At 68.3% G+C, this 25,567-nt stretch carries 21 protein-coding genes; 11 read left to right on the top strand and 10 right to left on the bottom strand.

Going from position 1 to position 25,567, the window contains the following annotated elements; translation table 11 throughout:
• Positions 1 to 30: 30 nt before the first annotated feature.
• The 3 genes from BN1313_RS11940 (at position 31) to BN1313_RS11930 (ending at position 5,240) form a co-directional block, all read left to right on the top strand.
• Positions 31 to 2,520, top strand: coding sequence for a TonB-dependent receptor (locus BN1313_RS11940; protein WP_091740869.1), 2,490 nt, complete (start codon positions 31 to 33; stop codon positions 2,518 to 2,520).
• Between the two features lie 8 nt (positions 2,521 to 2,528).
• Positions 2,529 to 4,214, top strand: coding sequence for an alkaline phosphatase D family protein (locus BN1313_RS11935; RefSeq protein WP_091740866.1), 1,686 nt, complete (start codon positions 2,529 to 2,531; stop codon positions 4,212 to 4,214).
• Positions 4,215 to 4,301: 87 nt separating this feature from the next.
• Entirely contained in the window at positions 4,302 to 5,240 is a 939-nt protein-coding gene (locus BN1313_RS11930; protein ID WP_091737313.1) for an IS481 family transposase, read from the top strand.
• Here the strand turns inward: BN1313_RS11930 and BN1313_RS11925 are convergent.
• Positions 5,237 to 6,163 (bottom strand): LysR substrate-binding domain-containing protein, encoded by a 927-nt coding sequence (locus BN1313_RS11925; protein ID WP_091740863.1) that lies wholly within the window; start codon positions 6,161 to 6,163, stop codon positions 5,237 to 5,239. The two genes, BN1313_RS11930 and BN1313_RS11925, sit on opposite strands and share 4 nt — an antisense overlap.
• A gap of 78 nt (positions 6,164 to 6,241) precedes the next feature.
• Between BN1313_RS11925 and BN1313_RS11920 the strand changes: the two genes are divergently transcribed.
• The 5 genes from BN1313_RS11920 to BN1313_RS11900 all read left to right on the top strand — a co-directional run bounded on the left by BN1313_RS11920 (position 6,242) and on the right by BN1313_RS11900 (position 11,256).
• Positions 6,242 to 6,652, top strand: a complete 411-nt coding sequence (locus BN1313_RS11920; RefSeq protein WP_091740859.1) for a VOC family protein — start codon at positions 6,242 to 6,244, stop codon at positions 6,650 to 6,652.
• 45 nt (positions 6,653 to 6,697) lie between these two features.
• Positions 6,698 to 7,288: a GNAT family N-acetyltransferase gene (locus tag BN1313_RS11915; protein WP_091740856.1), complete on the top strand. Its 591-nt coding sequence runs from the start codon at positions 6,698 to 6,700 to the stop codon at positions 7,286 to 7,288.
• 41 nt (positions 7,289 to 7,329) lie between these two features.
• Positions 7,330 to 8,445: a glycerophosphodiester phosphodiesterase gene (locus BN1313_RS11910; protein WP_091740853.1), complete on the top strand. Its 1,116-nt coding sequence runs from the start codon at positions 7,330 to 7,332 to the stop codon at positions 8,443 to 8,445.
• Positions 8,446 to 8,632: 187 nt separating this feature from the next.
• On the top strand, positions 8,633 to 10,342 hold the full coding sequence (locus BN1313_RS11905; RefSeq protein WP_091740849.1) for a copper resistance system multicopper oxidase: 1,710 nt from the start codon (positions 8,633 to 8,635) through the stop codon (positions 10,340 to 10,342).
• On the top strand, positions 10,339 to 11,256 hold the full coding sequence (locus BN1313_RS11900; RefSeq protein WP_091740846.1) for a copper resistance protein B: 918 nt from the start codon (positions 10,339 to 10,341) through the stop codon (positions 11,254 to 11,256). The genes BN1313_RS11905 and BN1313_RS11900 overlap by 4 nt, the downstream gene beginning before the upstream one ends.
• A gap of 31 nt (positions 11,257 to 11,287) precedes the next feature.
• Here BN1313_RS11900 and BN1313_RS11895 read toward each other — a convergent pair whose 3' ends face one another.
• The 5 genes from BN1313_RS11895 to BN1313_RS11875 all read right to left on the bottom strand — a co-directional run bounded on the left by BN1313_RS11895 (position 11,288) and on the right by BN1313_RS11875 (position 18,176).
• Positions 11,288 to 12,817 carry an MFS transporter gene (locus BN1313_RS11895; RefSeq protein WP_091740843.1) on the bottom strand — a complete coding sequence of 510 codons (1,530 nt, stop codon included), beginning with the start codon at positions 12,815 to 12,817 and terminating at the stop codon, positions 11,288 to 11,290.
• Complete coding sequence (locus BN1313_RS11890; protein ID WP_091740840.1) at positions 12,814 to 13,998, bottom strand: HlyD/EmrA/EmrK family protein; 1,185 nt, start codon at positions 13,996 to 13,998, stop codon at positions 12,814 to 12,816. Before BN1313_RS11890 ends, BN1313_RS11895 begins: the two co-directional genes overlap by 4 nt.
• Before the next feature lie 10 nt (positions 13,999 to 14,008).
• Positions 14,009 to 15,454 (bottom strand): efflux transporter outer membrane subunit, encoded by a 1,446-nt coding sequence (locus tag BN1313_RS11885; protein ID WP_176695988.1) that lies wholly within the window; start codon positions 15,452 to 15,454, stop codon positions 14,009 to 14,011.
• A gap of 94 nt (positions 15,455 to 15,548) precedes the next feature.
• Positions 15,549 to 17,000 (bottom strand): aldehyde dehydrogenase, encoded by a 1,452-nt coding sequence (locus tag BN1313_RS11880; RefSeq protein ID WP_091740834.1) that lies wholly within the window; start codon positions 16,998 to 17,000, stop codon positions 15,549 to 15,551.
• 30 nt (positions 17,001 to 17,030) lie between these two features.
• The gene (locus tag BN1313_RS11875; protein WP_091740831.1) at positions 17,031 to 18,176 is read right to left on the bottom strand and encodes an NAD(P)-dependent alcohol dehydrogenase; all 1,146 of its coding nucleotides are present in this window, start codon (positions 18,174 to 18,176) and stop codon (positions 17,031 to 17,033) included.
• Between the two features lie 172 nt (positions 18,177 to 18,348).
• On the opposite strand from BN1313_RS11875, the gene BN1313_RS11870 reads away from it, so the two are divergent.
• A complete protein-coding gene (locus tag BN1313_RS11870; RefSeq protein WP_176695987.1) occupies positions 18,349 to 19,248 on the top strand; it encodes a LysR family transcriptional regulator in 900 nt (299 codons plus the stop codon).
• On the opposite strand, the gene BN1313_RS11865 is transcribed toward BN1313_RS11870, so the two are convergent.
• Positions 19,245 to 20,168: a LysR family transcriptional regulator gene (locus tag BN1313_RS11865; protein WP_176695986.1), complete on the bottom strand. Its 924-nt coding sequence runs from the start codon at positions 20,166 to 20,168 to the stop codon at positions 19,245 to 19,247. The genes BN1313_RS11870 and BN1313_RS11865 overlap by 4 nt on opposite strands.
• A 127-nt stretch (positions 20,169 to 20,295) precedes the next feature.
• Here BN1313_RS11865 and BN1313_RS11860 point away from each other — a divergent pair, with 127 nt between their 5' ends.
• Positions 20,296 to 20,856: an ester cyclase gene (locus BN1313_RS11860; RefSeq protein WP_218054359.1), complete on the top strand. Its 561-nt coding sequence runs from the start codon at positions 20,296 to 20,298 to the stop codon at positions 20,854 to 20,856.
• 61 nt (positions 20,857 to 20,917) lie between these two features.
• The gene (locus BN1313_RS11855; RefSeq protein WP_091740820.1) at positions 20,918 to 21,589 is read left to right on the top strand and encodes an alpha/beta hydrolase; all 672 of its coding nucleotides are present in this window, start codon (positions 20,918 to 20,920) and stop codon (positions 21,587 to 21,589) included.
• A 29-nt stretch (positions 21,590 to 21,618) separates the two neighbouring features.
• Here the strand turns inward: BN1313_RS11855 and BN1313_RS11850 are convergent, their stop codons facing one another.
• From BN1313_RS11850 to kdpC, 3 genes are read right to left on the bottom strand one after another with little or no spacing between them, the layout of a single operon-like run.
• Positions 21,619 to 22,311 carry a response regulator gene (locus BN1313_RS11850; protein WP_091740817.1) on the bottom strand — a complete coding sequence of 231 codons (693 nt, stop codon included), beginning with the start codon at positions 22,309 to 22,311 and terminating at the stop codon, positions 21,619 to 21,621.
• Positions 22,308 to 24,980, bottom strand: a complete 2,673-nt coding sequence (locus BN1313_RS11845; protein ID WP_091740814.1) for a sensor histidine kinase — start codon at positions 24,978 to 24,980, stop codon at positions 22,308 to 22,310. The genes BN1313_RS11850 and BN1313_RS11845 overlap by 4 nt, the downstream gene beginning before the upstream one ends.
• Positions 24,977 to 25,567 (bottom strand): potassium-transporting ATPase subunit KdpC, encoded by a 591-nt coding sequence (gene kdpC, locus BN1313_RS11840; RefSeq protein WP_091740811.1) that lies wholly within the window; start codon positions 25,565 to 25,567, stop codon positions 24,977 to 24,979. Before kdpC ends, BN1313_RS11845 begins: the two co-directional genes overlap by 4 nt.

The following is a 25,567-nucleotide window of genomic DNA, read 5'->3' as shown; positions in this document are numbered from 1 at the left end:
GCGGCCAGGCCCCTTGAGGATGATTCCCGCATGAACACCCGCGCGCTTCTGATCGCCGCCGCCAGCATCACGGCGCTGAGCGCCGGGCGCTCGCTCGCCGAGACCGCCCCCGGCGATGTCCAGGAACTTGTCGTCACCGCCCAAAAGCGCGACCAGCGCGCGCTGGACGTGCCCTTCGCGCTCACCGCCTATGGGGCCGCTGACATCGACCGACTGGGCGTTCAGGAGTTCGAGGAGTTGGCGCAGATCGTCCCGGGCTTCGAGGTCCAGAACCAGTCGCCGAACAACCCGGCTCTGGTGATGCGCGGCATCACCTCCGACTCCGGCGACGCGACAGCCGAGCCGCGGGTGTCGGTTTACCAGGATGGCGTCTCGATCTCGCGCTCGCGGGGGTCCTACGTCGAGCTGTTCGACATCGAGCGGGTCGAGATCGCCAAAGGGCCGCAGTCGACGCTGTTCGGCCGGGGCGCCCTGATCGGCGCGGTGAATGTCATCCAGGCCAAGGCGCGATCGGACTGGGAGGCCACGGCCCGGGCCAGCGTCGGCAATTATGGCTACACGCTCTTCGAGGGGATGCTGAACGCGCCGCTGGGCGACAACGCCGCCCTCCGCATCTCCGGCCGGCAGAAGGCCCGCGACGGCTACGTCGAGAACGCCCTGGGGGCCACGGACTTCAACAGCGTCGACACCCAGGCCTATCGGGTCGCGCTCAATGCGCACGGCGAGCGGTTCAACGCCGACCTGCTGCTGAACTACCAGAAGGACGATCCGTCCGGCACGTCGTTCAAGTCGATGACCTTCAACCCGACCGATCCGCTCACTGGAATGGTGCTGGGCGACCGCCCCGCCGAGAGCCCGGCCGCGCTTTCAACAACGGCCGGGTTCGAGGGCGGGCGGCCGCTCGGTCTGGATCGCGAGCTGTGGAGCGTGACCGGCCTGCTGAGCTTCGACCTGACGGACGCGCTCACTCTGAATTCGGTCAGCGCCTATCGCCGGTTCGATGCGCTGGAGATCTTCGACGCAGATGGCTTCTCGGCGCCCTTGTTCGTCTTCGGCGAGGACGCCCGCGGACGCCAGGCGAGTCAGGAAATCCGGCTGAACTACAACGCCGGCGGCCGTTGGAGCGGCTTCGTCGGAGTGAACTACTTCCATGAGGATGGTTCGCAGCGCGTGCCGCTGCAGTTCGACGAGCGCACCGCCCTTGCGCTGCTGACCGGTCAGCTGTCGCGGCCGAACCCGCAGCCGTCCGCCGTGACCGGCTCGAACGCCTTCGCAGGCGCGCTACTGCAGGGCTTGGCCGCCGCCAGCGGCGTGGCCGTGTCCAGCGCCCAGGCCCAGGCGATCGCCGCCAATCTGCGGACGGACCACCGCGAGAGCTACATCAACAGCGGCGACACCGACGCCTGGGACATCTATGGCGACGTCACCTTCAAGGCGACGGGCAGCCTCGAGCTGACCGGCGGCCTGCGCTACACGCGCGATGACCGTAGCGCCGGCTACGCGTCCACGGTGTCGGGCGGCCGAAGCGTGCTGGGCGGCTTCATCGGCGCGCTCTCGCAACCGGCGGCGGTGCGGGCGGCCCTGCTCGCGGGCCTCAGCGCGCCGGGCGCGGCGCTGATCCCGACCTCGGCGCAGTTTCCCGTTCCGATGTTTGGCCTGTTCTCGCAACCCAGCGCGGGCGCCGGCGCGCTGCAGACCAGCGACTTCACGGACGAGGGCTTCACCTGGCGGGTTTCGGCCAAGCAGGCGCTGTCGCCCAACGCCAACCTCTATGCGACCTACGCCCGTGGCCGCCGGCCCAAGGTGATGTCGCCCGCCGCGCCCGCCGCGCCCGGCGGCGCGGCGCGCTTCACCGAGGTCGCCGCCGAGACGGTCGACTCCTTCGAGCTCGGCGCCAAGGGTCGCTTCATCGGCGGCCGCCTGGCCCTGGATGGCGCGCTTTATCACTACGATTACAATAACTTCCAGACAACGATCCAGCAGAACGCCCAGCTGGTCACCGCCAACGCTGGCGAGGCCAAGGCCTACGGCTTCGAGGGACAGGCGACCCTGCAGGCGGCCGACCATCTGACGGTCAACGCCACCTACGCCTACAACCACTCGCGGTTCGGCAACGGCCTGTTCGAGGACAACCGCTTCCGCCTGTCGCCTGATCACACCGCCTCGCTCGGCGCGGACTGGCGCATCCCGGTCCGTGGCGGCGAGTTCAGCGTGCGGCCGCTCTACACCTGGCAATCGAAGGTCTTCTTTGACGACGACAATGACATCGCCGCCCTGCAACGCGACAATCTGGTCCCCGACGCCGCCCAGGATGAGCTGCAGGCGAGCTACGGCCTGGCTAATTTGCGGGTCGGCTACACGGCCCATGACGCGACGTGGAGCGTGGAGGCCTTCGTGACCAACCTGTTCGACAAGACGTACCTGAAGGACGCGGGCAACACCGGCGACACCTTTGGCATCCCGACATTCATCGCCGGCGAGCCCCGATTCTGGGGCCTGTCGGTTACTTTCCGCCGCTGAGGTCTCCGATGAAACTCAATCGCCGCGACGCGCTCGCGCTCCTTGGCGTCGCCGCCGCTGCGCCGGCCGGCGCGCAGGCGCGGATCCAGGCGTCGTTCGCCCATGGCGTCGCCTCCGGCGACCCCGCCGCTGACAGCGTGCTGTTGTGGACCCGCGTGACGCCTGGCGATCCGGCTGCGCGGATCGCGGTGCGTTGGGCGCTATGGACGGACGCCACGCTGAGCCAGGTTGTCGCGAAGGGCGAGACCGTTACGGACGCGGCTCGCGACTTCACGGTGAAGGTTGTCGCCGAGGGGCTGCAGGCGGGCCAGGACTATTGGTACCGCTTCGAAGCCGGTGGCGCGGTCTCCGGGATCGGCCGTACGCGGACCTTGCCGCTAGGGCCCACGGACAAGGTGGTGATGGGGGTCGTGTCCTGCTCGCTCTACCAGGGCGGCCTGTTCAACGCCTACCAGGCGCTGGCCATGTCCGACCGGCTCGACGTGGTCACGCACCTGGGCGACTACATCTACGAAGCGGGCGCAGCGCCCCAAGACTATGGCGGCAAGACCGGCGCGCCGCTGGGTCGTGGCCATTTGCCGGCGCACGAGATCGAAAGCCTCGCTGACTACCGTCAGCGCCACGCCCAGTACAAGACCGACCCCGATCTGCAGGCGGCTCACGCCCGCGCGCCGTGGATCTGCGTCTGGGACGACCATGAGACGGCCAACGATTCCTGGAGCGGCGGTGCTGAGGCGCACACGCCGGCCGCCGAGGGCGACTGGAACGCGCGCAAGGGCCGCGCGCTACAGGCCTATTACGAGTGGATGCCGATCCGCGATCCGCTGGCGGGTCAGGCCTTCGAGGCGGTGAACCGCGCCTTCAGCTTCGGCGACCTGGCCAGCCTGATCATGGTCGAGACGCGGCTGCAGGGGCGCAACAAGCAACTCTCCTACGAAGATCCGGCCGACCTGCCCGTCGCCGTTGGGCCGGACGGCGCGCCCGTCCCGGATTTCGCGGCCTTCCTCGCCAAGCGCGCTGATCCAGGCCGCCAACTGCTGGGACGGGCCCAGGAGGCCTGGCTGGGCGGGGCGCTGAAGCGTTCGGTGGCCATGGGTCAGGCCTGGCAGGTGCTGGGCAACCAGGTGGTGATGGCGAGGGTGCGTGGTCCGAACCTCACGGAGGCTCTGAGCCCGCTGCAGCAGAAGATGGCGTTGGCCAGCCTGGCTCCGGATCTGCGGCCGCGGGTCGAGAGGGTGGCGAAGCTGTTCACCCGTGACCTGCCGTTCAATCTCGACAGTTGGGACGGATACCCCGCCGCCCGTGAACGGCTCTACGGGCTGATGACGGCGGCGAACGCACGGCCGCTCGTCCTGTCGGGCGATAGCCACGCCTTCTGGGTCAATGAGTTGCACGACGACGCCGGCAAGCTGGTGGCGGCCGAGTTCGGCACGACTTCGATCACCAGCCCCGGCTGGGGCGACGATGTGCCGAGCTTCGACTTGGGCGCGCTGATCGCCCTGCAGAACCCGGAGGTCCTGTTCAACGACCAACGGGCGAAGGGTTTCATCCGACTGACCTTGACCCACGTCGACGCTGTGGCCGAGCTGGTGGAGGTCTCGACGATCCGGAGCAAACCCTTCGCCATCAAGGTTCTGAAGACCTACCGCGTCTCCGCCGCCCAGCCCGGCGTTTCAGGCGTCGAGGCGCTCTAGGTGTCGAAGCTATGAAGGTTGTTCACCCGGGACAGGGCTGAGAGGCTGGGGTTGCAAAGCTCCAACTCCTAACCCGGAAGGTCCCGGATGAACGTCCACCAGAATGCCCGTCTGACGCCTGGGGGTCGAGCGCTGCTGGCGCGGCGCGTGTCGCAAGGCTGGACGGCGAAGGCGGCGGCGGAGGCGGCAGGGGTGTCGCTGCGGACAGCGCGCAAATGGATCGCCCGGCATCGTCGCGGCGGCGAGCGAAGGCATCACGACCGCAGCTCGGCGCCGCGACGATGTCCGCGCAAGGTGGCTGCGGCTCGTGTGGCTGAGATCGAGCAACTGCGGCGTCAGCGGATGACCGGTCCGGCGATCGCCCGGACGCTGGGCATGGCCCGCTCGACGGTGGGGGCTATCCTGCGCCGGCAGGGGCTGGGCAAGCTGGCCGCGCTCGATCCGAAGCCGCCGGTGATCCGCTACGAGCACAGCCGACCGGGCGCGATGATCCATCTGGATATCAAGAAGCTCGGCCGCTTCGACGTCGCCGGCCACCGCGTCACCGGCGACCGCCAGCTCGGCCGCTCGCGCCGCGCTGGCTGGGACTTCCTGCACGTCTGCGTCGATGACGCTTCGCGCCTGGCCTACACCGAGATCCTGTCTTCGGAAGGCCAACTCGACACCACCGGCTTCCTCGAACGCGCCCTGGCCTGGCTCGGCCGTTGCGGCGTCCGCGTCGAGCGGGTGATGACCGACAACGGCTCGGCCTACCGTTCCAAGCTCTTCGCCAACGCCCTGCAGGCCGCCGGCGCCCGCCACGTCCGCACCCGGCCGTACACGCCCAGGACCAACGGCAAGGCCGAGCGCTTCATCCAGACCAGCCTCAGGGAGTGGGCCTACGCCAAGCCCTACAGCTCATCGGCTGAACGCGCCCAAGCCATCGGACCCTGGATCGACGCCTACAACCTCAGCCGACCTCACGCCGGCATCGGCGGACTCTCACCCTGGACAAGGGTGAACAACCTTCTTGGAAACGACATCTAGGCGTCCCCGGCCTCGGCCTCCAGCCATCGCACGAAGGCCGCCACAGCTGGGCGTGAGAGGGCCGCAGCGCTGCCGACGACAGCGTAGCCGCCGCCCGTGGTCCAGACCGGCCAGGCGGCGACCAGCCGGCCAGCGGCCAGGTCGTCCTCGGCGAAGAGCAGCGGCATCAGGCTGACGCCGGCGCCGGCGCGGGCGGCTTCGCGCAGCATGAAGAAATGTTCGAGATCGACCCGCGGCGTGCTGGGCGGCGCGGGCGCGCCCTGGCTGGCGAAGTAGCCGGCCCACGCGTCCTGTCGGCTGGAGTGACCCAGGCGCGGCGCAGCAGCGAGGTCGGCCAGGGTCGCGCCCGGCAGGCCCGCCAACACCCCTGGCGCGCAAACCGGCGTCATCCGCTCGGCCAGGAGCGCGCGCGTCTGCAAGGGCCGCCATCCGCCCCGGCCCCAGGTCAGCGCCACGTCGACGGCGGAGGGATCCCAGGTCACCGGGTCCTTGGGCGCATCGGAGAAGTCGGCGCCGATGGTCACGACGGAGACCGTGACCTCGGGTTCGACGGCCAGGAACCGCGGGAGACGGGGCGCGAGCCAGAGCCCGCCGATGGACGGCAGGGCGCCGACCCGCACCGCACCTTGCAGGCCGGCGCCGAAAGCGGCCCGGGCCTGCTCCAGCTGACGGATGGTCTCACCCGCCGTGGCGGCGAAACGCAGGCCGTCCTCGGTGAGCGCAATGGCGCGCCCGCGACGGGTGAAGAGCGGTGCGCCCAGCCAACGTTCCAGGGTGCTGATCCGGCGCGACAGGCCGCTTTGAGTGAGGCCCAGCTCACGGGCGGCGCGGGTGAAGCTGACCAGGCGCGCGGCGGCCTCGAAGGCCGGCAATGCCGCCAGAATGTGCGCCGCGCCATTTGGGTTTTCATGACTAGTACGCATGTGAACTTGCTCAACCACCCGCTATTCGTAGCATCAGGATCAGGTAAATTTGACGCTGTCACCTGCCGGAGCCCGCTGATGCGTCCCTTCCATATCGCCTTTCCCGTGCATGACATCGCCGTCGCCCGGCAGTTCTACGGCGAGACCCTGGGCTGTCCGGAGGGCCGCAGTGCTGACGAATGGGTGGATTTCAACCTCTATGGCCATCAGATCGTCGCCCACCTGAGCCCGCACGCCGGACCGACGCACGCCAATTCCGTGGACGAGCACGACGTGCCGGTGCCGCACTTCGGCGTCATCCTTGACTTCGTCGACTGGGAGGCCCTGGCCGAGCGCCTGAAGGCGGCGGGCACGGCCTTTGTCATCGAACCCTACGTCCGCTTCAAAGGCCAGGCCGGCGAACAGGCGACGATGTTCTTCCTGGATCCTTCGGGAAACGCCCTTGAGTTCAAGGCCTTCGGCGACGACAAAGCCATCTTCGCAAAGTAGGCGCGGCCGTCGCCAGGCCGCCGTCCGACTGTCGGGGGAGGCGTCATGCAACTTGAGCAACAGGTGCTGGAGGACGCGTTCGTGCGCCTTGAGGCCCTGGGTGAGCAGCATCGTGACGATCTGTACGAAGCCTGCTCGGCTGACGACGAGGTCTGGAAGACCCTCTATCCAATTTCCTGGGATCCAGATCATTTCGACGCGACCTGGGCCGCCTTCGCCGCAACCCAGGCCTCTGGCCAGTCGATGAACTACGCCGTGGTCGCTGAGGGGCGCTGTGTCGGCCTGACCTGCTTCATGCAACTGTCGCCTGCGAACGGGTCTGTGGAGATCGGCGGCACCTACTATCGTCCCGAGGTGCGTGGCGGCCCGGTCAATCCGGCGGCCAAGCGTCTGTTGCTGGACTCGGCGTTCGCGGCCGGCGCGCGCCGGGTGCGGCTGAACGTCGATGCGATCAATGCGCGGTCTCGCGCCGCGGTGCTGAAGCTTGGCGCAACGCAGGAGGGCATCCTGCGGCAGGACCGAGTCTGCTGGACTGGGCGGGTGCGCGACACCGTTGTCTTCTCGATCCTGGCCGAGGAATGGCCCGCGGTCCGCGACGGGCTGGAGGCGCGTCTGGCGCGCTTCTCACAGGTTTGACACAACTCCAGGCTAGCGCGCCTAGGAACGGAGCGCCGGCCATGCGGATACTGAAGACATTGATCCTCGGCGCGAGCCTTGTGCTCGCCTGCGTCGGCGCGGCGAGTGCGCAGACGCCGATGGGGCGCGAGCCGATCATCATCGGCCATCGCGGCGCCTCCGGCGAGCGCCCCGAGCATACCGCCTCCAGCTATCGCCTGGCGATCGCGCAGGGCGCGGACTTCATCGAGCCCGACCTGGTGATGACTCGCGACGGGGTGCTGGTCGATCGCCACGAGAATGAGATCGGCGGCACGACCGACGTCGCCGCCCACCGGGAATTCGTCGGCCGCAAGACCGTCAAAACGGTGGACGGCCAGCGGATCGAGGGCTGGTTCACCGAAGACTTCACCCTGGATGAGTTGAAGACGCTGCGAGCGCGGGAGCTGCTGCCGCAGCTGCGGCCAGCCAGCGCGGCCTTCGACGGGGTCGATCCCATCCTGACGTTCGCAGAGGTGCTGGACCTGGCGCGGACCGAGGGGGCCAGGCGCGGCCGCGTGGTCGGAGTCTACGCCGAGCTGAAGCACCCGAGTTATTTTGACGACCTCGGCCTGCCGATGGAGGCCAAGCTTGCGGCCGCCGTTCGCGCGTTCCGCCTCGACGACCCCGCTGGGCCCTTCATCCTGCAGAGCTTCGAGCCCGGGGCGCTGCGCAAGGTCCGTGCGCGGATCGCCGTGCGCCAGGTGCTCCTGATGTCGCCTATGGGCGCGCCGGCCGACTCCGGTCCGAATGGTCCCACATACGCCCAGCTGGCGACCCCCGGCGGTCTGGCGGCGGTGGCGCGCTACGCCGACGGGATTGGTCCCGACAAGATCATGGTCCTGCCTCGCGACGCGGCGGGTCGCTCCGCGCCGGTCTCCAGCCTGGTGCGCGACGCCCATGCGATGGGCCTCTTCGTCCACCCCTACACGTTCCGCCGGGAGAACGTTTTTCTGCCCGTGGACCTGCGTAGCGCGACGGGCGAGGATCCGGCCAGCCTGGCGGCGGCCGGCGACCTGCGGACCGAGCTTTTCCGGGCCTTCGACGCCGGGGTCGATGGTGTTTTCAGCGACTTTCCGGGCCTCGCCGTCGCCGCCCGCGCCGAGTGGCTGGCGAAAGCCAAGGCGGTCGCTCGGTAATGTCGCAATTGCTTTGCCGGACGATGGCGCGCCCCCTCCGCTTCGAGGAGCCGTTAGCCGCGTGGCGCAGAATTGGCGCTGGTGAGGCCTCAGCGCGCGGCGAGACTTGACGGCGCCGTTCGCAACCCGATTTGAAAGGGCCAGGCGAACCGCGAGCGTTCGCGCGACTGATCATCCAGGACTTGTGATGCCTCCACGCCGCCTCGCCCCCGATCGCCGCGACATCCTGCGGGGCGTAGGCCTGCTGAGCAGCGGCGCGGCGATGGCGGCGTGGTCGCCGGGCTGGGCGATGACAGCGTCGACTGGGGCTGCGACTGCGCCGTCGACCCTTTCCGGGGAGGACATCAAGCTCGTCATCGGCCACGCGATGATCCACATCGACGGAAAGGCCCGCCACGCGGTGAGCGTCAATGGCGCGGTCCCTGGCCCCTTGCTACGCCTGACGCAAGGCCAGCGCGCGCGCATCTCGGTGACGAACACCCTGGAGGAAGCAAGCTCCATCCACTGGCACGGCCTGCTCGTGCCCTCTGCGATGGATGGGGTGCCGGGGCTCAGCTTTCCGGGAATCCCGCCCGGCGAGACCTTCGTCTACGACTTCCCCGTGATCCAGTCCGGGACCTACTGGTACCACAGCCATTCCGGCCTGCAGGAGGCCGAGGGCCTCTACGCGCCGATCGTGATTGCGCCGATGGCCGCCGATCCCGTCGCCTTCGACCGCGAGCATGTGGTCGTCCTGTCCGATCACAGCGCCATGCACCCGCACCTGATCTTCAAGCGGCTGAAGCAGCAGCCCGGCGCCTTCAACTATCAGCGCCAGACGATCGGCGGGCTGCTGGCGGGCAAGGACCAGACCCTGGCTGAGCGCCTTGAGTGGGCGCAGATGATGATGGACGCGACCGACATCTCCGACGTCACGGGCGCGGTCCAGACCTTCCTGGTCAATGGCCATGGGCCGCAGGACAACTGGACCGCGCTGTTCACCCCCGGCGAGCGCGTGCGGCTGCGGTTCATCAACGCGGCCGCCCAGATGATCTTCAACGTCCGCATTCCCGGCCTAACGCTGACCGTCGTCGCCGCGGACGGTCAGAACGTCCGTCCCGTGACGGTGGACGAGTTCCAGATCGGCAACGCCGAAACCTATGACGTCATCGTCCAGCCAACCGAGGACAAGGCCTACACCCTGGTGGCGGAGGCGATCGACCGCTCCGGCATGGGCCGCGCCACCTTGGCGCCGCGCGCGGGGATGAGCGCGGCCGTTCCGGAGCGTCGCCCGCGACCGGTCCTTACCATGCGCGACATGGGCATGGACATGTCAGGCCATGCGGACATGGGGGCGATGTCGATGGACATGCTGGACTGGTCCAGGGCGCCGCAGATCAAGCGGGGTCCGGGCGTGCAGATGATTGCGCCCATGCCGATGGACCGCACCGGTGAGCCCGGCCTTGGCCTGGCCGACGCAGGCCACCGGGTGCTGGTCTACCAGGACCTGATCGCCCTGGAGGCGAACCCGGACGTCCGGCCGCCGGACCGGGCGATGGAAATCCACCTGACCGGCAATATGGAGCGGTTCTGGTGGGGTTTCGATGGCTGGAAGTTCAGTGAGAACCCGCCGCCCTATTCCTTCCGGGCGGGCGAGCGGGTGCGGGTGACGCTGATCAATGACTCCATGATGACCCACCCGATCCACCTGCACGGCCACTTCTTCGAACTCGTGCATGGTCCCGTCGGACATATGCCGCGCAAGCACACGGTGAACGTGGCGCCGGGCGGCAAGGTCGCCTTCGACTTCACCGCCGAGACGGGCGACTGGGCCTTTCACTGCCACATGCTCTACCACATGCACGCCGGCATGTTTCAGGTGGTCAAGGTGCGGCCGCAGGACGGCGCATCGGCATGAGCAGGTTCTTGCTGACGATGGTTCTGGCAGGCTCGGCCGGCGCCGCGGCCGCCCAGGTCGACCCGCATGCCGGGCATGTCATGCCTGCGGACCCGCACGCTGGGCACGCTGCGCCCGCCGATCCGCACGCCGGTCATGCGATGACCGCAGCGCCGGCCGCCCGGACGGGCGCAAGTCTCGCGGTTGGAGACGCCCCGGCGGCGGCGCCAATCACCGACGCGCTGGCCGATGCGATCCATGGCCGGACGGCGATGGACGCCGCCCGTGCGACGCTCGCCCGCGAACACGGAGGCGCCCGGGTCTCCAAGGTCCAGGCCGACCTGCTCGAATGGGCGCCGCAAGGCGAGGGCTATCGCTGGGACGTGGAGGCCTGGTTCGGCGGCGACCTGAATCGCCTGGTGGTGAAGACCGAAGGCGAGGGCGGGTCGCGCCAGGGCCTTCGGGCCGCGGCGGTCCAGGCCCTCTATTCCCGCGCCGTCGCCCGCTACGCCGACGCGCAGGTCGGCGTCCGTTATGACGTGGAGCCCCGGTCGCGGGCCTACCTCGTGGCAGGGGTCGACGCCATGCTGCCCTACTGGTTCGAGGCCGAGGGCGCGGTGTTCCTCTCCGACCGGGGCGACCTTCTGGCCCGGGCCACCGGCAGCTATGACTTCCGGCTGGCGCAACGGCTGGTTTTGCAACCGCGGGCCGAGGTCACCTTCGCCGCCCAGGACATCGCGGATCTGGCGATCGGCTCGGGCCTCTCGAGCGGCGAGTTCGGTCTGCGCCTGCGCTATGAGATCCGCCGGACGTTCGCGCCGTACGTCGGCGTCTCCTACGAACGCGCCTTCGGCGCGACCGCCGACCTTGCCCGCGCCAAGGGCGACGGCGTCGGGGAGACGCGGTTCGTCGCGGGCCTGAGGGCGTGGTTCTGAAACCATCCGCCGCGGGTCGGCGGGCTGCGCGCTATTCCATGACCCGTTGCAGGCCCATGACCGCCGCGCCGACAACTCCGACGACGGCGATGAGAGCGAAATAGTCGAGACAGGCCATCAAGCCGGCCTGTTGAGCCAGCTGCTGCGCCAGCATCGCGAGGGCGGCCGCGCTCGCCTGGCCGGCGGCCAGATGCGGCGCCATGGCGTTGGCCAGGGCCTGGTTCGCCTCATTGTAGGCCGTCGAGGCGAGGCTGAAACGGTTGTTCAGCGCCGTGTAGTGCTCTGCGGTGCGCCATTGCAGAAGCAGGGTCGCGAACGCGACCCCGACCGCGGTTCCCAGTTGGCCCACCATGTTCTTCAACTGCTGGGCGTTGGTCATGATCGCCTCGTCATGCTGGAAGTCGCGAAAGGTCTGCGCAGCGGTGGTGGCCATCAGCAGCATGAGGAAGGCGCCGTTCAGCGCCAGGGCGGGAAGCACCTGGGTCGATAGGTCCGCCTCCAGCGTGAGGGTCGACAGCCGCCAGCCGAAGCCCGCGAGCGCCAGAAAGCCGATGACGAAGTACTTCTTCGGCTTCGGCCAACGTGGAAAAGTCTGGCTGAGGATGAACCAGGTCGCCAGCGCCGCGGCCAAGCCGAGGCTCTGGACGCCGCCCACCACTTGCCAGGCAAAGCCCAGCGTCCGCTGCATGAGGACCGGGAGCATGTAGTTGTTGGCGCCCAGGGTGACGTAACAGACGAAATAGATGGCCACGCCGGTCAGATACCGTGATTGGGCCAGCGCGCTCAGCGCCAGCAAAGGGCGCTGGTGGCGGCGCATCGCGCGGAAGGCGTGTCCAAGGAGCAGTGTCGCGGCGCCGAGCCCCAATAGGAGCAGCCAGAGGTTGGCGTAGATGTCGTATTGCAGGCGTTGAAGCACGAACAGCAGCAGGAAGCTGCCTCCGGCGAGGGCGGCCGCGAGGACGGGATGCGACTGGGAGCGTTCGTGGAGCGCTACGGTTTCCGTCGGCAAGGCGAAGGACGCGAGCAGGGCGGCGATCATCGCCAATGCGGCCAGGACGTAGAAGATCGCGTTCCAGGAGTCGTGGGCGACGGCGAGCGCCGCCAGGCCGGGGGCGAGAGCGATGCCCGCGGCCAGGCCGCTGGCGAAGAACTTGATGCCGCCGAAGCGCCCGGGTCCTGGCGCAATGTGCTGCACCATGACCCGGGCAGAAGTCATGAACGCCGCGCCGCCAAGTCCCATCACGCACCGTCCGAGCAGGAACTCTCCAAAGTCGCGGCTGTTGGCGCAGATCACGGCGCCGACAGAGAAGACCACCAAGGAAAGCTGGACGTAGCGCCGCCAGCCCAGCCGCTCGACCAGCCAGCGCTGCTTGGCGATCGTCAGCACCGCCACGGCGGCGTAGCCCGCTGTGGTCATGCTGAATTCTTCCGGCGACGCTGCGATCTCGCCCATGATCGGTCCAGCAGCGAAGGCGATCGCCCCGGCGTGCAGGAACTCAAGGCCCGAGAGCAGCAGAATCGTCGCCCTGAGCGCGAGGGGAGAGACCCGCGCCTGGGTCATGACCGGGCTGACGCCGCCAGGTTGCGCGCAATGATCTGGCGGACGCGATCACGGGCCCCGGCGTCTTCATGGTCGAAGACCGCTGTGCTGTAGGTCTGGGCGACGACTGGCGCGGGCCGGTTAGCCGGCGAGGGCGCATGGGTGTCGACGGCGACGCGCATCGACAGACCGATGCGGAGAGGGTGGGCGCTCAGGCGCCCGCGATCCAGCGCGATGCGAACCGGGACGCGCTGCACGGTCTTGATCCAGTTGCCCGTGGCGTTCTGGGCGGGCAACAGGGCGAAGGCCGCGCCGGTTCCTGCGTCCAATCCGACGACGCGGCCCGTGTAGGCCACGGCGCTCCCATAGAGGTCGGCTGTGAGACGGACCGGTTGACCGATCCGCAGATGGGCGAGTTGTGATTCCTTGAAGTTGGCCGTGACCCAGACCTGGTCGAGCGGGGCGATCGTCATCAGCGCCGCGCCGGGCGTAACGCGCTGGCCCACCTGGACCGCCCGCTTCGTGACCATGCCGGTGACCGGGGCCAGCAGATCGGACCGGTGAACGGCGATATAGGCGTCCCGCACCTGGGCGGCGGCGACCGCGACGTCAGGGTGGGCTTCCAAGCTCATGCCGTCGACGAGCGCCTCATTGGCCGCGGCCTGCTGCTGGGCGGCCATCAGCGCAGCTTGGGCGGCGCGCAGGGTTTCCTCGGCGTGCTTGATGTCCTCCTGGGAGACGGCGCCCGTCCTGCCGAGCGGCGCGCGCCGCTCGTAATCGGTCTGCGCGCGGGCAAGATCGACGCGTCTCTGGTCAATCGCCGCCCGCATCTGGCCGGCCACGGCGAACTGACCGCGAACCTGCCGCACGGCGCGCGCCAATTGCGCCTCCGCGCGATCGAGCGCGAGGTCCGCATCAAGCGGGTTGAGGCGGACCAGGAGCTGGCCGGCCTGAACGATGTCGGTGTTGTCGGCGCCGATTGCGATGACCGTGCCGGCGGCCTGCGGGGTGACCTGAACGAGGTTGCCTTCAACGTAGGCGTCCTCCGTGATCACCAGGCCACGATCCCAGATCAGGGCCCGACAGGCGAAGTAGGCTAACGCCGCGACGAGCACAGCGGCCAGCACGACGGCGGCGCGGTGTCGAGACAGGAACGAGGATATCGGCGTGGCGACGCGGCCGGAACATGGGGTCTGGGTCATGGTCTTCCGATCAGCCTTCGAGGACGCCGCCGCCGAGGGCGTGCGCCAGGCTGGCGTCCAGTTGCAGCGCCCGGACCTCGAGGTCGATCAGCAGCTTTTTCTGCGCCAGGGCCTGACTGTGCGCGGTCAGCACCTGAAGAAATGGCGTCAGCCCCTGGCCGTAGCGTTGCAGGGCCAGGTCATAGGCCGCCTCTGCGGTCTGCGCGGCTTCCAGCTGTTGCGCCTTCTGCTGTGCGAACCATTGTTGGGCGGTGATCTGATCGACAACCTCGCGCATCGCCTCGATCAGGGTCTGATTGTACTGCTCGACGGCCAGATCATGCTCGGCGTTGCGCGCGCTGAGGCCGGCGCGCAGGCGACCGCCGTCGAACAGCGGCAGGCTGACGGCGGGGCCGATTCCGGCGATCCGGCTGCCTCCCAGGAGCAAGTTGTCGAGGCCCAGGGCCTGATAACCCACGTAGGCGTTGAGGCTGACGTTCGGATAGAATTGGGCCTTAGCGGCCTTGATGTCCTTCAGGCTGGCCTCGACCCGCCAGCGCTGCGCCACCACGTCGGGACGGCGGCCGAGAAGTTCCGCCGGGACCGCAGACGGCAGGGCGACGGCCTGACTTAAGGACAGGGTCGGCTGAGCGATCGTGCGTCCGCGGTCCGGGCTCTTGCCGGCCAGCGCCGCCAGCTGCGAATGCAGGAGATCGATCGTCTCCCGCCAGACCAGGACCTGCTGGCGCGCCGGCGGCAGGGTCGCCTCCGCCTGCGCGCGATCGACCTCGGAATCCAGTCCCGCGGCCACTCTCTGACCGACCAGGGCGCGCGCCTGCTGGCGCTCGTCCAGGACGATTAGGGAGAGGGCGAGCTGGTCATGCGCCTGGGCGAGCCGGAAGTAGGTTTGGATCGTGGCGTGGGCCAGCATCAGCCGCGCGGCCTGCCTGTCGATTTCCGCGGCATGGAGGCGATCGACGGAGGCTTCGACCAGACTGCGGTTCTTTCCCCAGAAGTCGAGGTCGTAGCCCGCCGTGGCTGTAGCCTCGCCGAGCCAGTCCCAGGTCCCAGCCAAAGGATGCGGTGTTGTCGCGTGGGCGCTGAAGCGTTGCTGCGTGGCCTTGGCGGCGAACCCGACCTGAATGCTCTGCGAGTCCCGGCTGGCGGCGCTGAAAGCGATAGCCTGATCTAATCGCGCCCGGGCGACGCCAAGGCTGGGATTGTCAGTCAAGACTTCGGCGACCAGCGCGTCCAACTGAGGGTCGCCGTAGCGACGCCACCAGTCCGTTTTAGGCCAGGCGGCGGGGGACAGCGCCGCGCCGCCGAGGGTGGCGGGCGCGGACAGGCGAACCGGGTCGACCAACGCCGCCCGCGGCGCTGACGCACCGCCGAAGCTCGCGCAGCCGCTGGCGGACGCTGCGACGACGAGCACCGCGGCCAGCGACGGCAGCGTGTTGCGGAGGCGTGCGGGTATCATCAGAACAGTCCTTGGGGGAGCCTGATCAAGCCGCCGTTGACGGCTCATCGGAGGGTAGGGGGCAGGGCGCGCCGTGGTGACGCGCGCTTCGCCGCTAGAACGGGTAGGGCTGGTTGGAAGGCTCGATGGTCACCCATTTCACCTCGGTAAATTGATCGATCACTGCGCGGCCGTCGAAGCGGCCATAGCCGCTCTGTTTCATGCCGCCGTAGGGCGCCTGCGGTTCGTTCTGCACGGTGGCGCCATTGATGTGGACCGAGCCGGACTCGATCCGCGAGGCGACATCCAGGGCGCGCGTGACATCGCGGCCAAAGACCGCCGCCGACAGGCCGTAGAGGGTGTCGTTGGCCACACGCACGGCCTCTTCGACCCCATTGACGCGGACAACCGTCGTGACCGGACCAAAGGTCTCCTCGTCATAGACCGTCATGCCCGAGGTGACGTGGTCGAGGATCGTCGCCGGCATGAGGGCGCCGTCGGCCCTGCCGCCAGTCGCCAACACCGCGCCCTTGGTAAGGGCATCGTCGATCAGGCCGTTGATCCGCGACCCGGAGGCTTTCGAGATGACGGGTCCGATGATGCTGGCGGCCCCACTGGCGGGGTCACCCACCGGCAGCGCCGCCGCACGCTCGGCGAAACGGGCGACGAAGGCGTCGGCGACCGACGCATCGACGACGAACCGTTCCGTCGACATGCAAATCTGGCCTTGATAGAGGAACGACCCAAAAATCGCGGCCGATACGGCGCCGTCGATGTCGGCGTCGTCCAGAACCACGAACGGCGCCTTGCCGCCCAGTTCGAGCAGGCATGGCTTCAGCTGCGCGGCCGCCTTTTCGGCGATGATGCGGCCGACGCGGGTCGAGCCGGTGAAGTTGATACGACGCACAGCCGTGTGTGCGATCAGGACGTCGATGATGTCGGCGGCGTCTTCCGGAGCATTGGTCAGGAAGTTGAGCACGCCGGGCGGCAGGCCGGCCTCATAGAAGGCCTCGGCGAGCAGGGCGTGGGTCTTGGGGCTGCTCTCGGATGCCTTGAAAACGACGGTGTTTCCGCAGGCGATAGGGTAGGCGATGGCGCGCGCGGCCAGGAGGACCGGGCCGTTCCACGGCACGATGCTGAGGATAACCCCGACGGGCTGGCGCAGCGTCATCGACAGAACGCCCGGCTTGTCCGTCGGAATGGTCTCGCCCTGAATCTGCGTGGTCAGGCCGGCCGCCTCGCGAAGCAGCGCGGCCGAGCCCATCACGTTGAAGAACGCCCAGGCGTCGGCCGACCCAATTTCCTCGGCCATGGCGACACGAAAGGCATCGACCTTTCCTTCCAAGATGTCCGCGGCCTTGAGCAGAATTCGCCGCCGCTCCGTCGGCCCGGTGCGTGACCAGGTCTTGAAGGCGGCAGCCGCAGACGCGGCAGCGTCGCGGGCGTCCTGAACGGTCGCCGCGGCCGCGGTGGTGACGAGCGCGCCCGACACCGCGCCACGACGCTCAAAGGTCTTCGCCGACGACGCGGGCCGGCCGACATTGTCGATGATCAGTTGGGTTTCCATGACGGGATACTCATAAAAGGGGGCGGACGGTCAGGCGGGCATCCGCAAGATCGGCTTGATGGTCACGCCGCTTTCGGAATCGGCGATGGCCTCGTTGACCTGGGCGAAGTCGTAAAAGCGGACAAGCTTGTCGAAGGGGAAACGACCTTGCGCATGCAGGGCGATCAGCTTCGGAATGAAGGTCTTGGAGATCACGTCGCCCTGGACGATGCCGATGATGCGGCGACCGGGGATCATCACATCGTTGACGTTGAAGGCCACCTCGGTGCCTTCCTTGGTGGCCCCGACGATGCCGCAAGCGCCCATGGAGCCGAGCGCGTCGATCGCCTGGCGGAGCACTGCGGCGCGGCCGCTGCATTCCAAGGTGTAGTCGGCGCCGTTGCCTGTGATCTCACGGATGGCTGCGACGGGATCGGCCTCGCGGCTGTTGATGACGTGGGTCGCGCCGAGCGTCTTGGCCAGTTCGAGCCGGCTAGGCGTCACGTCGACGGCGATAATTGTCGTCGCGCCCGCGACCCGGGCCGCCATGACCGCAGCCAAGCCAACGGCCCCTGCGCCAAAGGCGGCGAAGCTTGTTCCGGCCTTGACGTCGAGCGCCTGGAGCACCGCGCCGGCGCCCGTCTGGATGCCGCACCCAAGAGGCCCAAGCAGCTCGAGCGGCGCATCCTTATCGACCTTGACGATGTTCTTCTCATTGGCCAGCGCCAGGGTGGCGAAAGAGGATTGGCCGAAGAAGTGATCGTGAAGGGGCTTGCCCGCGACGTCAGTCGTCGCTGTCGATCCGTCGAGGCGGCCGCCGCCGAAGTTGAGCGGGCCCATGTTCTCGCAATGCGCGGGATGCCCCGACGCGCAGGTGTGGCAGTGCCCGCACCACATGTAAGTCATCACCACATGGTCGCCTGGGACAACCTCGGTGACTGCAGCGCCGACGGCCTCGACGACGCCGGCGCCTTCGTGGCCGAGCACCATCGGAAGTGGCGCTGAAAAGTCCTGATTTCGGACCACAATATCCGTATGGCATACGCCGGTGGCGACCACGCGCACGAGAATCTCGTCGGCGCGAGGATCCTCGATCCGGCCTTCCTCAACCACAAGCGGGGCACGGGGTTCGCGGGCGATCGCCGCGAGAACCTTGTGCGTATGCGCCGTTTGAGCGCTGTGTGCTGGGTTCGACATGAAGCGTTTTCCCTTTAGCGCTCGTGATGCCCGGAGCGTTTAGCGGGCGGCGCGTCGTCTTGCGGGCGGCGGTCGCGACGATGGTAGACCCAGGCAGAAGCTCGGGTGAAACACTGTTTCGGTCGTAGCCATCATGCCGTTTTGGTATGAAGCTCGGGACTCTGGGGGGCTGATGGATCTGAAGCGACTTCGGTATTTTGTCGCTGTCGCGGACGCTGGCGGCTTCACGCGAGCGGCCCAGCAGCTGAACATGTCGCAACCGCCGCTCAGTCGGCGCGTCCACGAACTGGAGACTGAGCTTGGCGTCTCGCTGATCGATCGCGGGGCGCGGCCCCTGGCCCTGACTCAGGCGGGAAAGTTCCTGCTCGAACAGGCGCGCATGATCTTGGCCCGTGTCGAGGGCCTCGAACTGGCGATGAAGGAGCTTACCCAGATTGAGCGACCGTTCGTCCGCGTGGCGGCGCCGCCCTCGGCGATACCCTCGCCGTTGCCGTCCATCCTTCGGCGCTTCAGGGAAGTCTTACCCCAGGCGCGGGTGTCTCTGATTGAGCTCAACAGTCTCGAGCAGATCGGCGCCTTGAAGGCCGGATTGATCGATGTCGGCTTTGGTCGAGTGCGGATCGATGACGCCGCGGTCCATCGGGTGGTCCTGCGCGAAGAGCCCTTGCTGGCCGCCGTGCCCACGCGCCATCGCCTGGCCACCCTGCCGGCGGTGTCGCTTGCGGACCTTGCGCGTGAGCCCTTCGCCATTTTCCCAAACGATACGAGGCCGAGCTTCGGCGGCACGATGCTGACCGTTCTGGCGGACCATGGATTGGCGCCCAGCGCGCTCATCGAGGTTCGCGATCTGCAGACCGCCATGACGCTGGTGGCGGCGGGAGAAGCGGTCAGCCTTGCGCCTGACGGCGCGCGCTACTTCACCCATCCCGACGTCACCTTCCGAGCGCTTGTCGAGCGGGTCTCCTCACCCCTGATTCTGAGCTCACGGGTCGGCGATCAAAGCGCTGCGCTGGAAATCTTCGTCGATGTCGCCCATTCGGTCGTGCGCGACGCGGAAAGACTTCCCGCCTAGCGGCCTTGCCCCTGATCGTGCGCGCCTGCCCGAGGTGACAGCGCACGGGCCTGTGCGCGGATGCCGGTTGTGACGGCCTCCAACACCGCGCGGATTCTCGGCGTCGCCCGCATGTCCTTGTGCACGCCCAGCCAGACTTCTCGCACGGGTGGCGTGACGGCGGTGGGCAAGAGGCGCAATCCCACGACAGCGTCAGCCAGATAACGAGGCAAGGCCGCCAATCCGAAGCCGGCGACACAGGCGTTCAGCTGCACATCGCGGCTGTTGGCCTTAAGCGCCGGCGTCGCCTTGGGCGCGATGCGTCTGATCCAGGTCGCCTCGGCCAGGCCGCTGAGATCATCCTGAAAGTTGATCAGCCGATGGCCGGCGCCGCCCTCGACGGCGAGATCGGGCGTGCCGTGCGCCGCCAGGTAGGCATCCGCCGCATAGAGGCCAAAGGCCATGTCGGCGATGTGGCTGACGACCGCGGCGTGCTGCTCAAAGGGCGCGAGGCGAATGGCGATGTCCGCCTCGCGCCGCGCCAGGCTCAGGGACCGTGTGTCGGTGATCAACTCGACGACAATGCCGGGGTGGGAGGTCTGCAAGCCCGCCAGCGCGGGGACCACGATCCGTGCGCCGAAGGTCTCTACGGTCGTGACCCGCACCAAGCCCTCGAGCCTGACGTCCTCGCCGCCAATGGTGCGTTCGACGCTGTTCGCTTCGAACTCCATGCGTTCGACCGAGGCCAGGATGCGTTCGCCGGCCGGCGTCAGCGCGAAGCCCGAGGGTGTCCGCTGCAAAAGCTTGGCGCCGATCCGGGCGTGCAAGGCGTCGAGGCGCCGGCCCATGGTCGCCTGACTGACCGCAAGCGCCCGAGCGCCGGCCGACAGACTGCCGTGGCGGGCGACGGCGAGGAAGGTCTTGAGGTCTTCCCAATCCATGTCGCCTCTCCGTTTTCGCATAGCGGTGCTGCAACATTGGTCAATTTCGAATGGGCGGCAATGGCGGCATCTTGCGCTCATCGCAGCACGGCCACGCCGGCCTATGCAGACCCCAAGGACAACCGCCGTGAAGAGTCTTGAAAACCTGCGCCTGAGCGCCTTGATCGCCGGGCTCGCCGCCCTGGCGATCGCTGGTCCCGTTTTGGCCCAAACCCCCGCCTCCGATGCGGCGGCGCTGGCCCGCTACAAGGCCGCCGAAGCCATTGGCGAGGCGCACCTGAAAACCTTCGACACCCTCGATTTCGATGTGTTCTCGAACCAGAAGTGGGAGCGGCTGAAGGAGAGCCACGCGGCGAATGTGGCGGTGCATTGGCCTGATGGCCACGTCACAACCGGGATCGACCGCCACATCGCCGACCTGAAGGCGATGTTCGTCTACGCGCCCGACACGCGCATCAAGCAGCACCCGGTTCGCCTGGCTCAGGGGGAGTGGACGTCGGTGACGGGTGTGATGGAGGGCACGTTCACCGCGCCGATGCCCACGCCAGACGGTCCGATCGCGCCGACGGGCAAGACCTTCAAACTGCCCATGGCCACGGTCAGCCATTGGACCAACGGGACCATGGATGAGGAATATCTGTTCTGGGACAACCAGACCTACATGACCCAGCTTGGCCTCGGCAAATAACGAGCGACCAGCGTCAGCCCAGGCCCGCGCCTGGGCGGCGCAACAGTTTTCGGAGCCCGCAATGACCTTTGAACCTCATCCCGCTGATGGCCTCGGCCTGCGTCTTGGCCCGCCGAAAGGCGAAACTCTCATCGTGCTGCTGCATGGCGTCGGCGCTTCGGGCGCCGACTTGTCGCCCATCGCGCAGGCCCTCTGCGCCGCCGACCCGCGTCGCATCTGCGTGCTGCTCGATGGGCCTGAGCCGTTCGATGGCGGCGGAGACGGCCGGCAGTGGTTTTCCGTGCGGGGTGTGACCCCTGACAACCGGGCGGAGCGCGTGACCCGCGCACTGCCGCGGCTGGTCGGACGATTGGAGGCCCTGCTGGCCGCCGAAAACCTCTCGTGGCGATCCCTGACGCTGCTCGGCTTCAGCCAGGGCGCGATCCTCACACTGGGTCTAGCCGCCTCGGGCCACAGTTTTGGCTCGGGCGTGGCGCTCGCGGGCCGGCTGGCGAATTCCGTAGAGACGGCGCACGACGGTTCGCCGCGACTGTTCATCAGTCACGGGACCGCAGACCGGGTGATCCCGTGGGCCGAAGGTCAGGACGCTCAGCAGCGCTTGGCGGCGGCCGGCTTCGACGCAAGATTTCAGTCGGTCGACGGGCTGGGGCACCAAATCTCAGGCGAGCAGGTCGAAACTGTCCAGCGATGGCTATCCTCGGCGCCGTGCTTTGGAGATCGCCCTGAGCCGTGAGGCCGATCGCCGACCTCCATCTTTCGCACCTATCGCCCGAGCCATCGGTAGCCCACGCCGGCTTCAGTGAGGATCAGGGTGGGCTGAGCCGGGTTTGGTTCTATTTTCTGCCGAAGCTGGCCTACGAAGACACGAAGGTATTGCACGTCCTGTTCGTGGGCGGGTCCCCAGACGGCGGTCAACAGTTGCCGATGGGTCACGACCTTGCCGCCGCCCTCGACCAGTTGCGCCAGCAAATCGTATTCGCGAGGGGACAGACGTATCGGCGTTCCGTGTCGCGTCACCAGGCGCTTTACGAGGTCAATGGTCAGATCCCCGACAGCGACGACCGGTTCAGCGCCGCGATCCTGAACCTGGCTGCGCAGGGCGGCGCGAATTCGGGCCAGGAGTTCGCCCACGCCAAAGGGCTTCTCGACGTAGTCGTTCGCGCCGAGGTCCAGGGCGTCGATCTTCTCGGTTTCTCGGTCGCGGGCCGACAGAATGATGATCGGCCCCTTGTAGAAGGCGCGCGCCCTTTCCAACGTCTGCTTGCCGTCCATGTCCGGCAGACCGAGGTCGAGCACCACAACGTCCGGCGCCTTGCGGGCGATCTCGCGCAGGCCGTCTGCGGCGGTCTCGGCGCGCACATGCTCATAGCCGCTGGCATCCAGTGCGGGACCAAGGAAGCGGTGGATCTGAGGCTCGTCGTCGATGACGAGGATACGGGGCTTATGTGCGCTCAAAGCAGGCCTTCAGGCGTAGCTCGCTCCTTGGGCAAGCTGATCAGGATGCGCGTGCCGAGCGCGCCGTGGATCGGGCTCGCGGCGGCGATCCGGCCGCCCATGGCTTCCACGAAACCCTTGGAGATCGCAAGGCCCAGGCCGGCGCCCTTGCCGCGGTCGGTGGCTTCCTCCATGCGCCGGAACCGTTCGAAGACCCGCTCAAGCTCCGGGGTTGGGATGCCGCGGCCCTCGTCCTCGATGCTGATGACGACATTCCCGCGATCCTCATAGGCCGCGACCTCGATGGTGGTCTTGTCCGGGCTGTAGGCGATGGCGTTTTCCAGGATGTTCACCAGGGCCTGCTCCAGAAGTGAAGCGTCGGCCATCACCAGCGACAGGCTCTCTGGGAAGTCCTGATCGACCTTCCGACCCTCCAGCCGGCGCTGAACCCGCTCGACGGCGGCGCGTAGGACGTCACGGATGTCGATCCATTCGCGCCGGGTGGTCAGCGCGCCGCCCTCAAGGCGAGTCATGTCCAGCAGGTCGCCGACGTAGCGATTGAGCCGTTCAGCTTCTTCGCGGATCGACAGCAGCAGGTCCGCGCGAACCTTAGCGGTCAGGGATGCGCCAAAGTCGATGAGGGTGGTGGCCGAGCCCAGCACGGTTGAGAGCGGCGTGCGCAGATCGTGGCTGATGGAGTTGAACAGCGCCGAGCGAAGCCGGTCGCTGCGCCGCAAGGCCTCCGCGCCAGCGGCCGCGGCGGCGAACTCGGCCCGTTCCAGGGCTACGGCGCCCTGGTCGAGGAGGGCGCTCACAAACCGCTCGCCGTCCTCTGTGGCGACGGCTTTAGGCTCGACGCCGACCACGCCCGCCCTCGACTTCACCCCCTGCAGCGGCCGGAAGGTCCAGGAGGCGTTGGGCAGGGTGCCGGTGCCGGCGCCGGTGGGCTCTCCCTTCTCCCAGCTCCAGCGCGCAGCGGCCATGTCGCCAGCCGACAGGGCGGCGAGGGGCGGGGAGGCGGCGGCGATGGCGATGTCTTCGCCGGCGGGCGTGAGAACCACGGCGCCGCTGCTGGTGGCGGCGGCCAGTTGTTCGGCCAGCGCCGTGGCCGCGTCCGCCGCCTGGGCGGCTGCGGACAGTCTGCGGGTGGCCAGGAGGACGGCGGATATTCCGGCGGCGCGCCGGGATACGGCGCGGGCCTGGTCGCGCACCCGCCCGGTGAGCCAGCCGGTGGTCATGGCGACCGCAAAGAACACCGCAAAGGTCAGCACGTCCGCCGGATGGCCGATCGCCAGGGTGAGACGGGGCGACAGGAAGAAGAAGTTGTAGACGAAGGCCGCCGTGGCGGCGGCGGTGACCGCCGGCCACAGGCCGAACGCCAGGCCGGCGATCAAGACACTCAGCATGAAGACCATGGCGAGGTTGGCGCTCTCGATCGACTGGTCGACGAAGTGGGCGACGCCGCCGGCGACGGCGACGCAGGCCAAGGCGCCGAGATGACCGACCCACGGTATTGAGCGGGGCGCCGGGCGAGGCGGCGGCTGAACGCCGCCGCCGTCCGCCGTCTCCGTGATCACATGGACGGCGGCGCCGCGGGTCTCTCCGAGCAAGGCGCTGATCAAGTCCCGCCCGAACGGACGCCAACGGGGCCGGTGCGACTTGCCCACGACGATCTGGGTGAGGTTGTTGCGGCTGGCGTAGTCCAGAACGGTCGCCACCAGATCGTCGCCGCTCAAGGCGACGGTTGATCCGCCGAGTTGTTCGGCGAGCTTGAGCGCCTCACGCAGTTTCTGCGCGGCGGCGGGCGCCGGCGGCGCCAGGTTCGGCCGCTCGACGTGGGCCACCGTCCAGGGCGCGTCCATCATCATGTCCGACAGTCGCCGACCGGCCCGGACGAGCGACGCCGCCATGGCGTCGGGGCCCACCAGGACGAGAATGCGCTCGCCCGCCGCCCATGGGCCTTCGACGCCGGCCACCTTCATGGCGTGGATCAGCTGGTCGTCCACGGTCTGGGCGGCGCGGCGCAGCGCCATCTCGCGCAACGCCGTGAGGTTCTCGATCTTGAAGAAGCGGTCCGCCGCCGTGCGTGCGGTGTCGGGCAGGTAGACCTTGCCTTCGGCCATCCGTTGGCGAAGTTCGGCCGGCGTAATGTCGATCAACTCGATCTCGTCGGCGCGGGAGAGCGCGCCATCCGGGACCGTTTCGCGCTGACGGACGCCCGTGATCTTCCAGACCACGTCGACCAGACTCTCCAGGTGCTGGACGTTCAGCGTCGTCCAGACGTCGAGCCCAGCGGCCAGCAACTCCTCGACGTCCTGCCAGCGCTTGGGATGGCGTGAGCCCGGCGCATTGGAATGGGCGTATTCGTCAACGAGCAGGAGGTCCGGCTTACGGGCGATCGCCGCGTCGATGTCGAACTCGAGCAAGGTGCGTTCGCGGTGGGGGATCGGCTTGCGGGGGATGACCTCCAGCCCGCGCAACAGGCTCTGGGTGTCTTTTCGGCCATGGGTTTCGACGACGCCGACAACCACGTCGCCGCCCTCGGCCTTTCGGCGGCGGGCGGCGCGCAGCATCTCATAAGTCTTGCCCACCCCCGGCGACATGCCGAGGAAGACCTTCAGGCGGCCCCGACCCGGCTTGGCGGCGGCCGCCAGCAGGGCGTCGGGATCTGGCCTGCGAGGTTCGGTCATTGCGCCGGAGGTTGCGCCGCGGGGAAGGCCGCGTCGAGGGCGAGGTTGGCCTTCAGGACCGTCACCCGGGCCTGACCGAACACACCCAGCCAGGGGCTGGTGGTCGCCCCCTTGAGCACCCGATCGACCTCAGCGGGCGAGACGCCACGGGCGGCGGCTATGCGCGCGGCCTGCCGGGCTGCGTTGGCCGGCGAGACGTCAGGGTCCAGGCCGGAGCCCGACGTCGTCAGAGCATCCGCGGGGATCGGGTTCGCGCCCTCCCCGGCGAGATCGCTTGCGGATTTGCCGATCCGTTCGATCAACGCGGGGTTCAGGGGCCCCAGATTGGACCCCGAGGAGGCTGAGGCGTCATAGCCGTCCGATCCGGCCGCTGAGGGCCGAGGGTGGAGGTATTTCGCGTCCGAGAAGTTCTGGCCGAGCAGGGCTGAGCCGATCACCTGGCCGGCCTGGTCGTGGATCAGGCTGCCGCCCGCCTGGGCGGGGAAGGCAAGTTTGCCGACGCCGGTGACGGCGAGAGGGTAGGCGACCCCCAGCAACAGGGTGAAGACCAGGGTGACCACCAGAGCGGGGCGGATTTGAGCGAGCAT

Source organism: Phenylobacterium immobile (ATCC 35973) (genome assembly GCF_001375595.1).
Lineage (GTDB): Bacteria > Pseudomonadota > Alphaproteobacteria > Caulobacterales > Caulobacteraceae > Phenylobacterium > Phenylobacterium immobile.
This window is presented reverse-complemented; position numbering and strand designations above follow the sequence as displayed.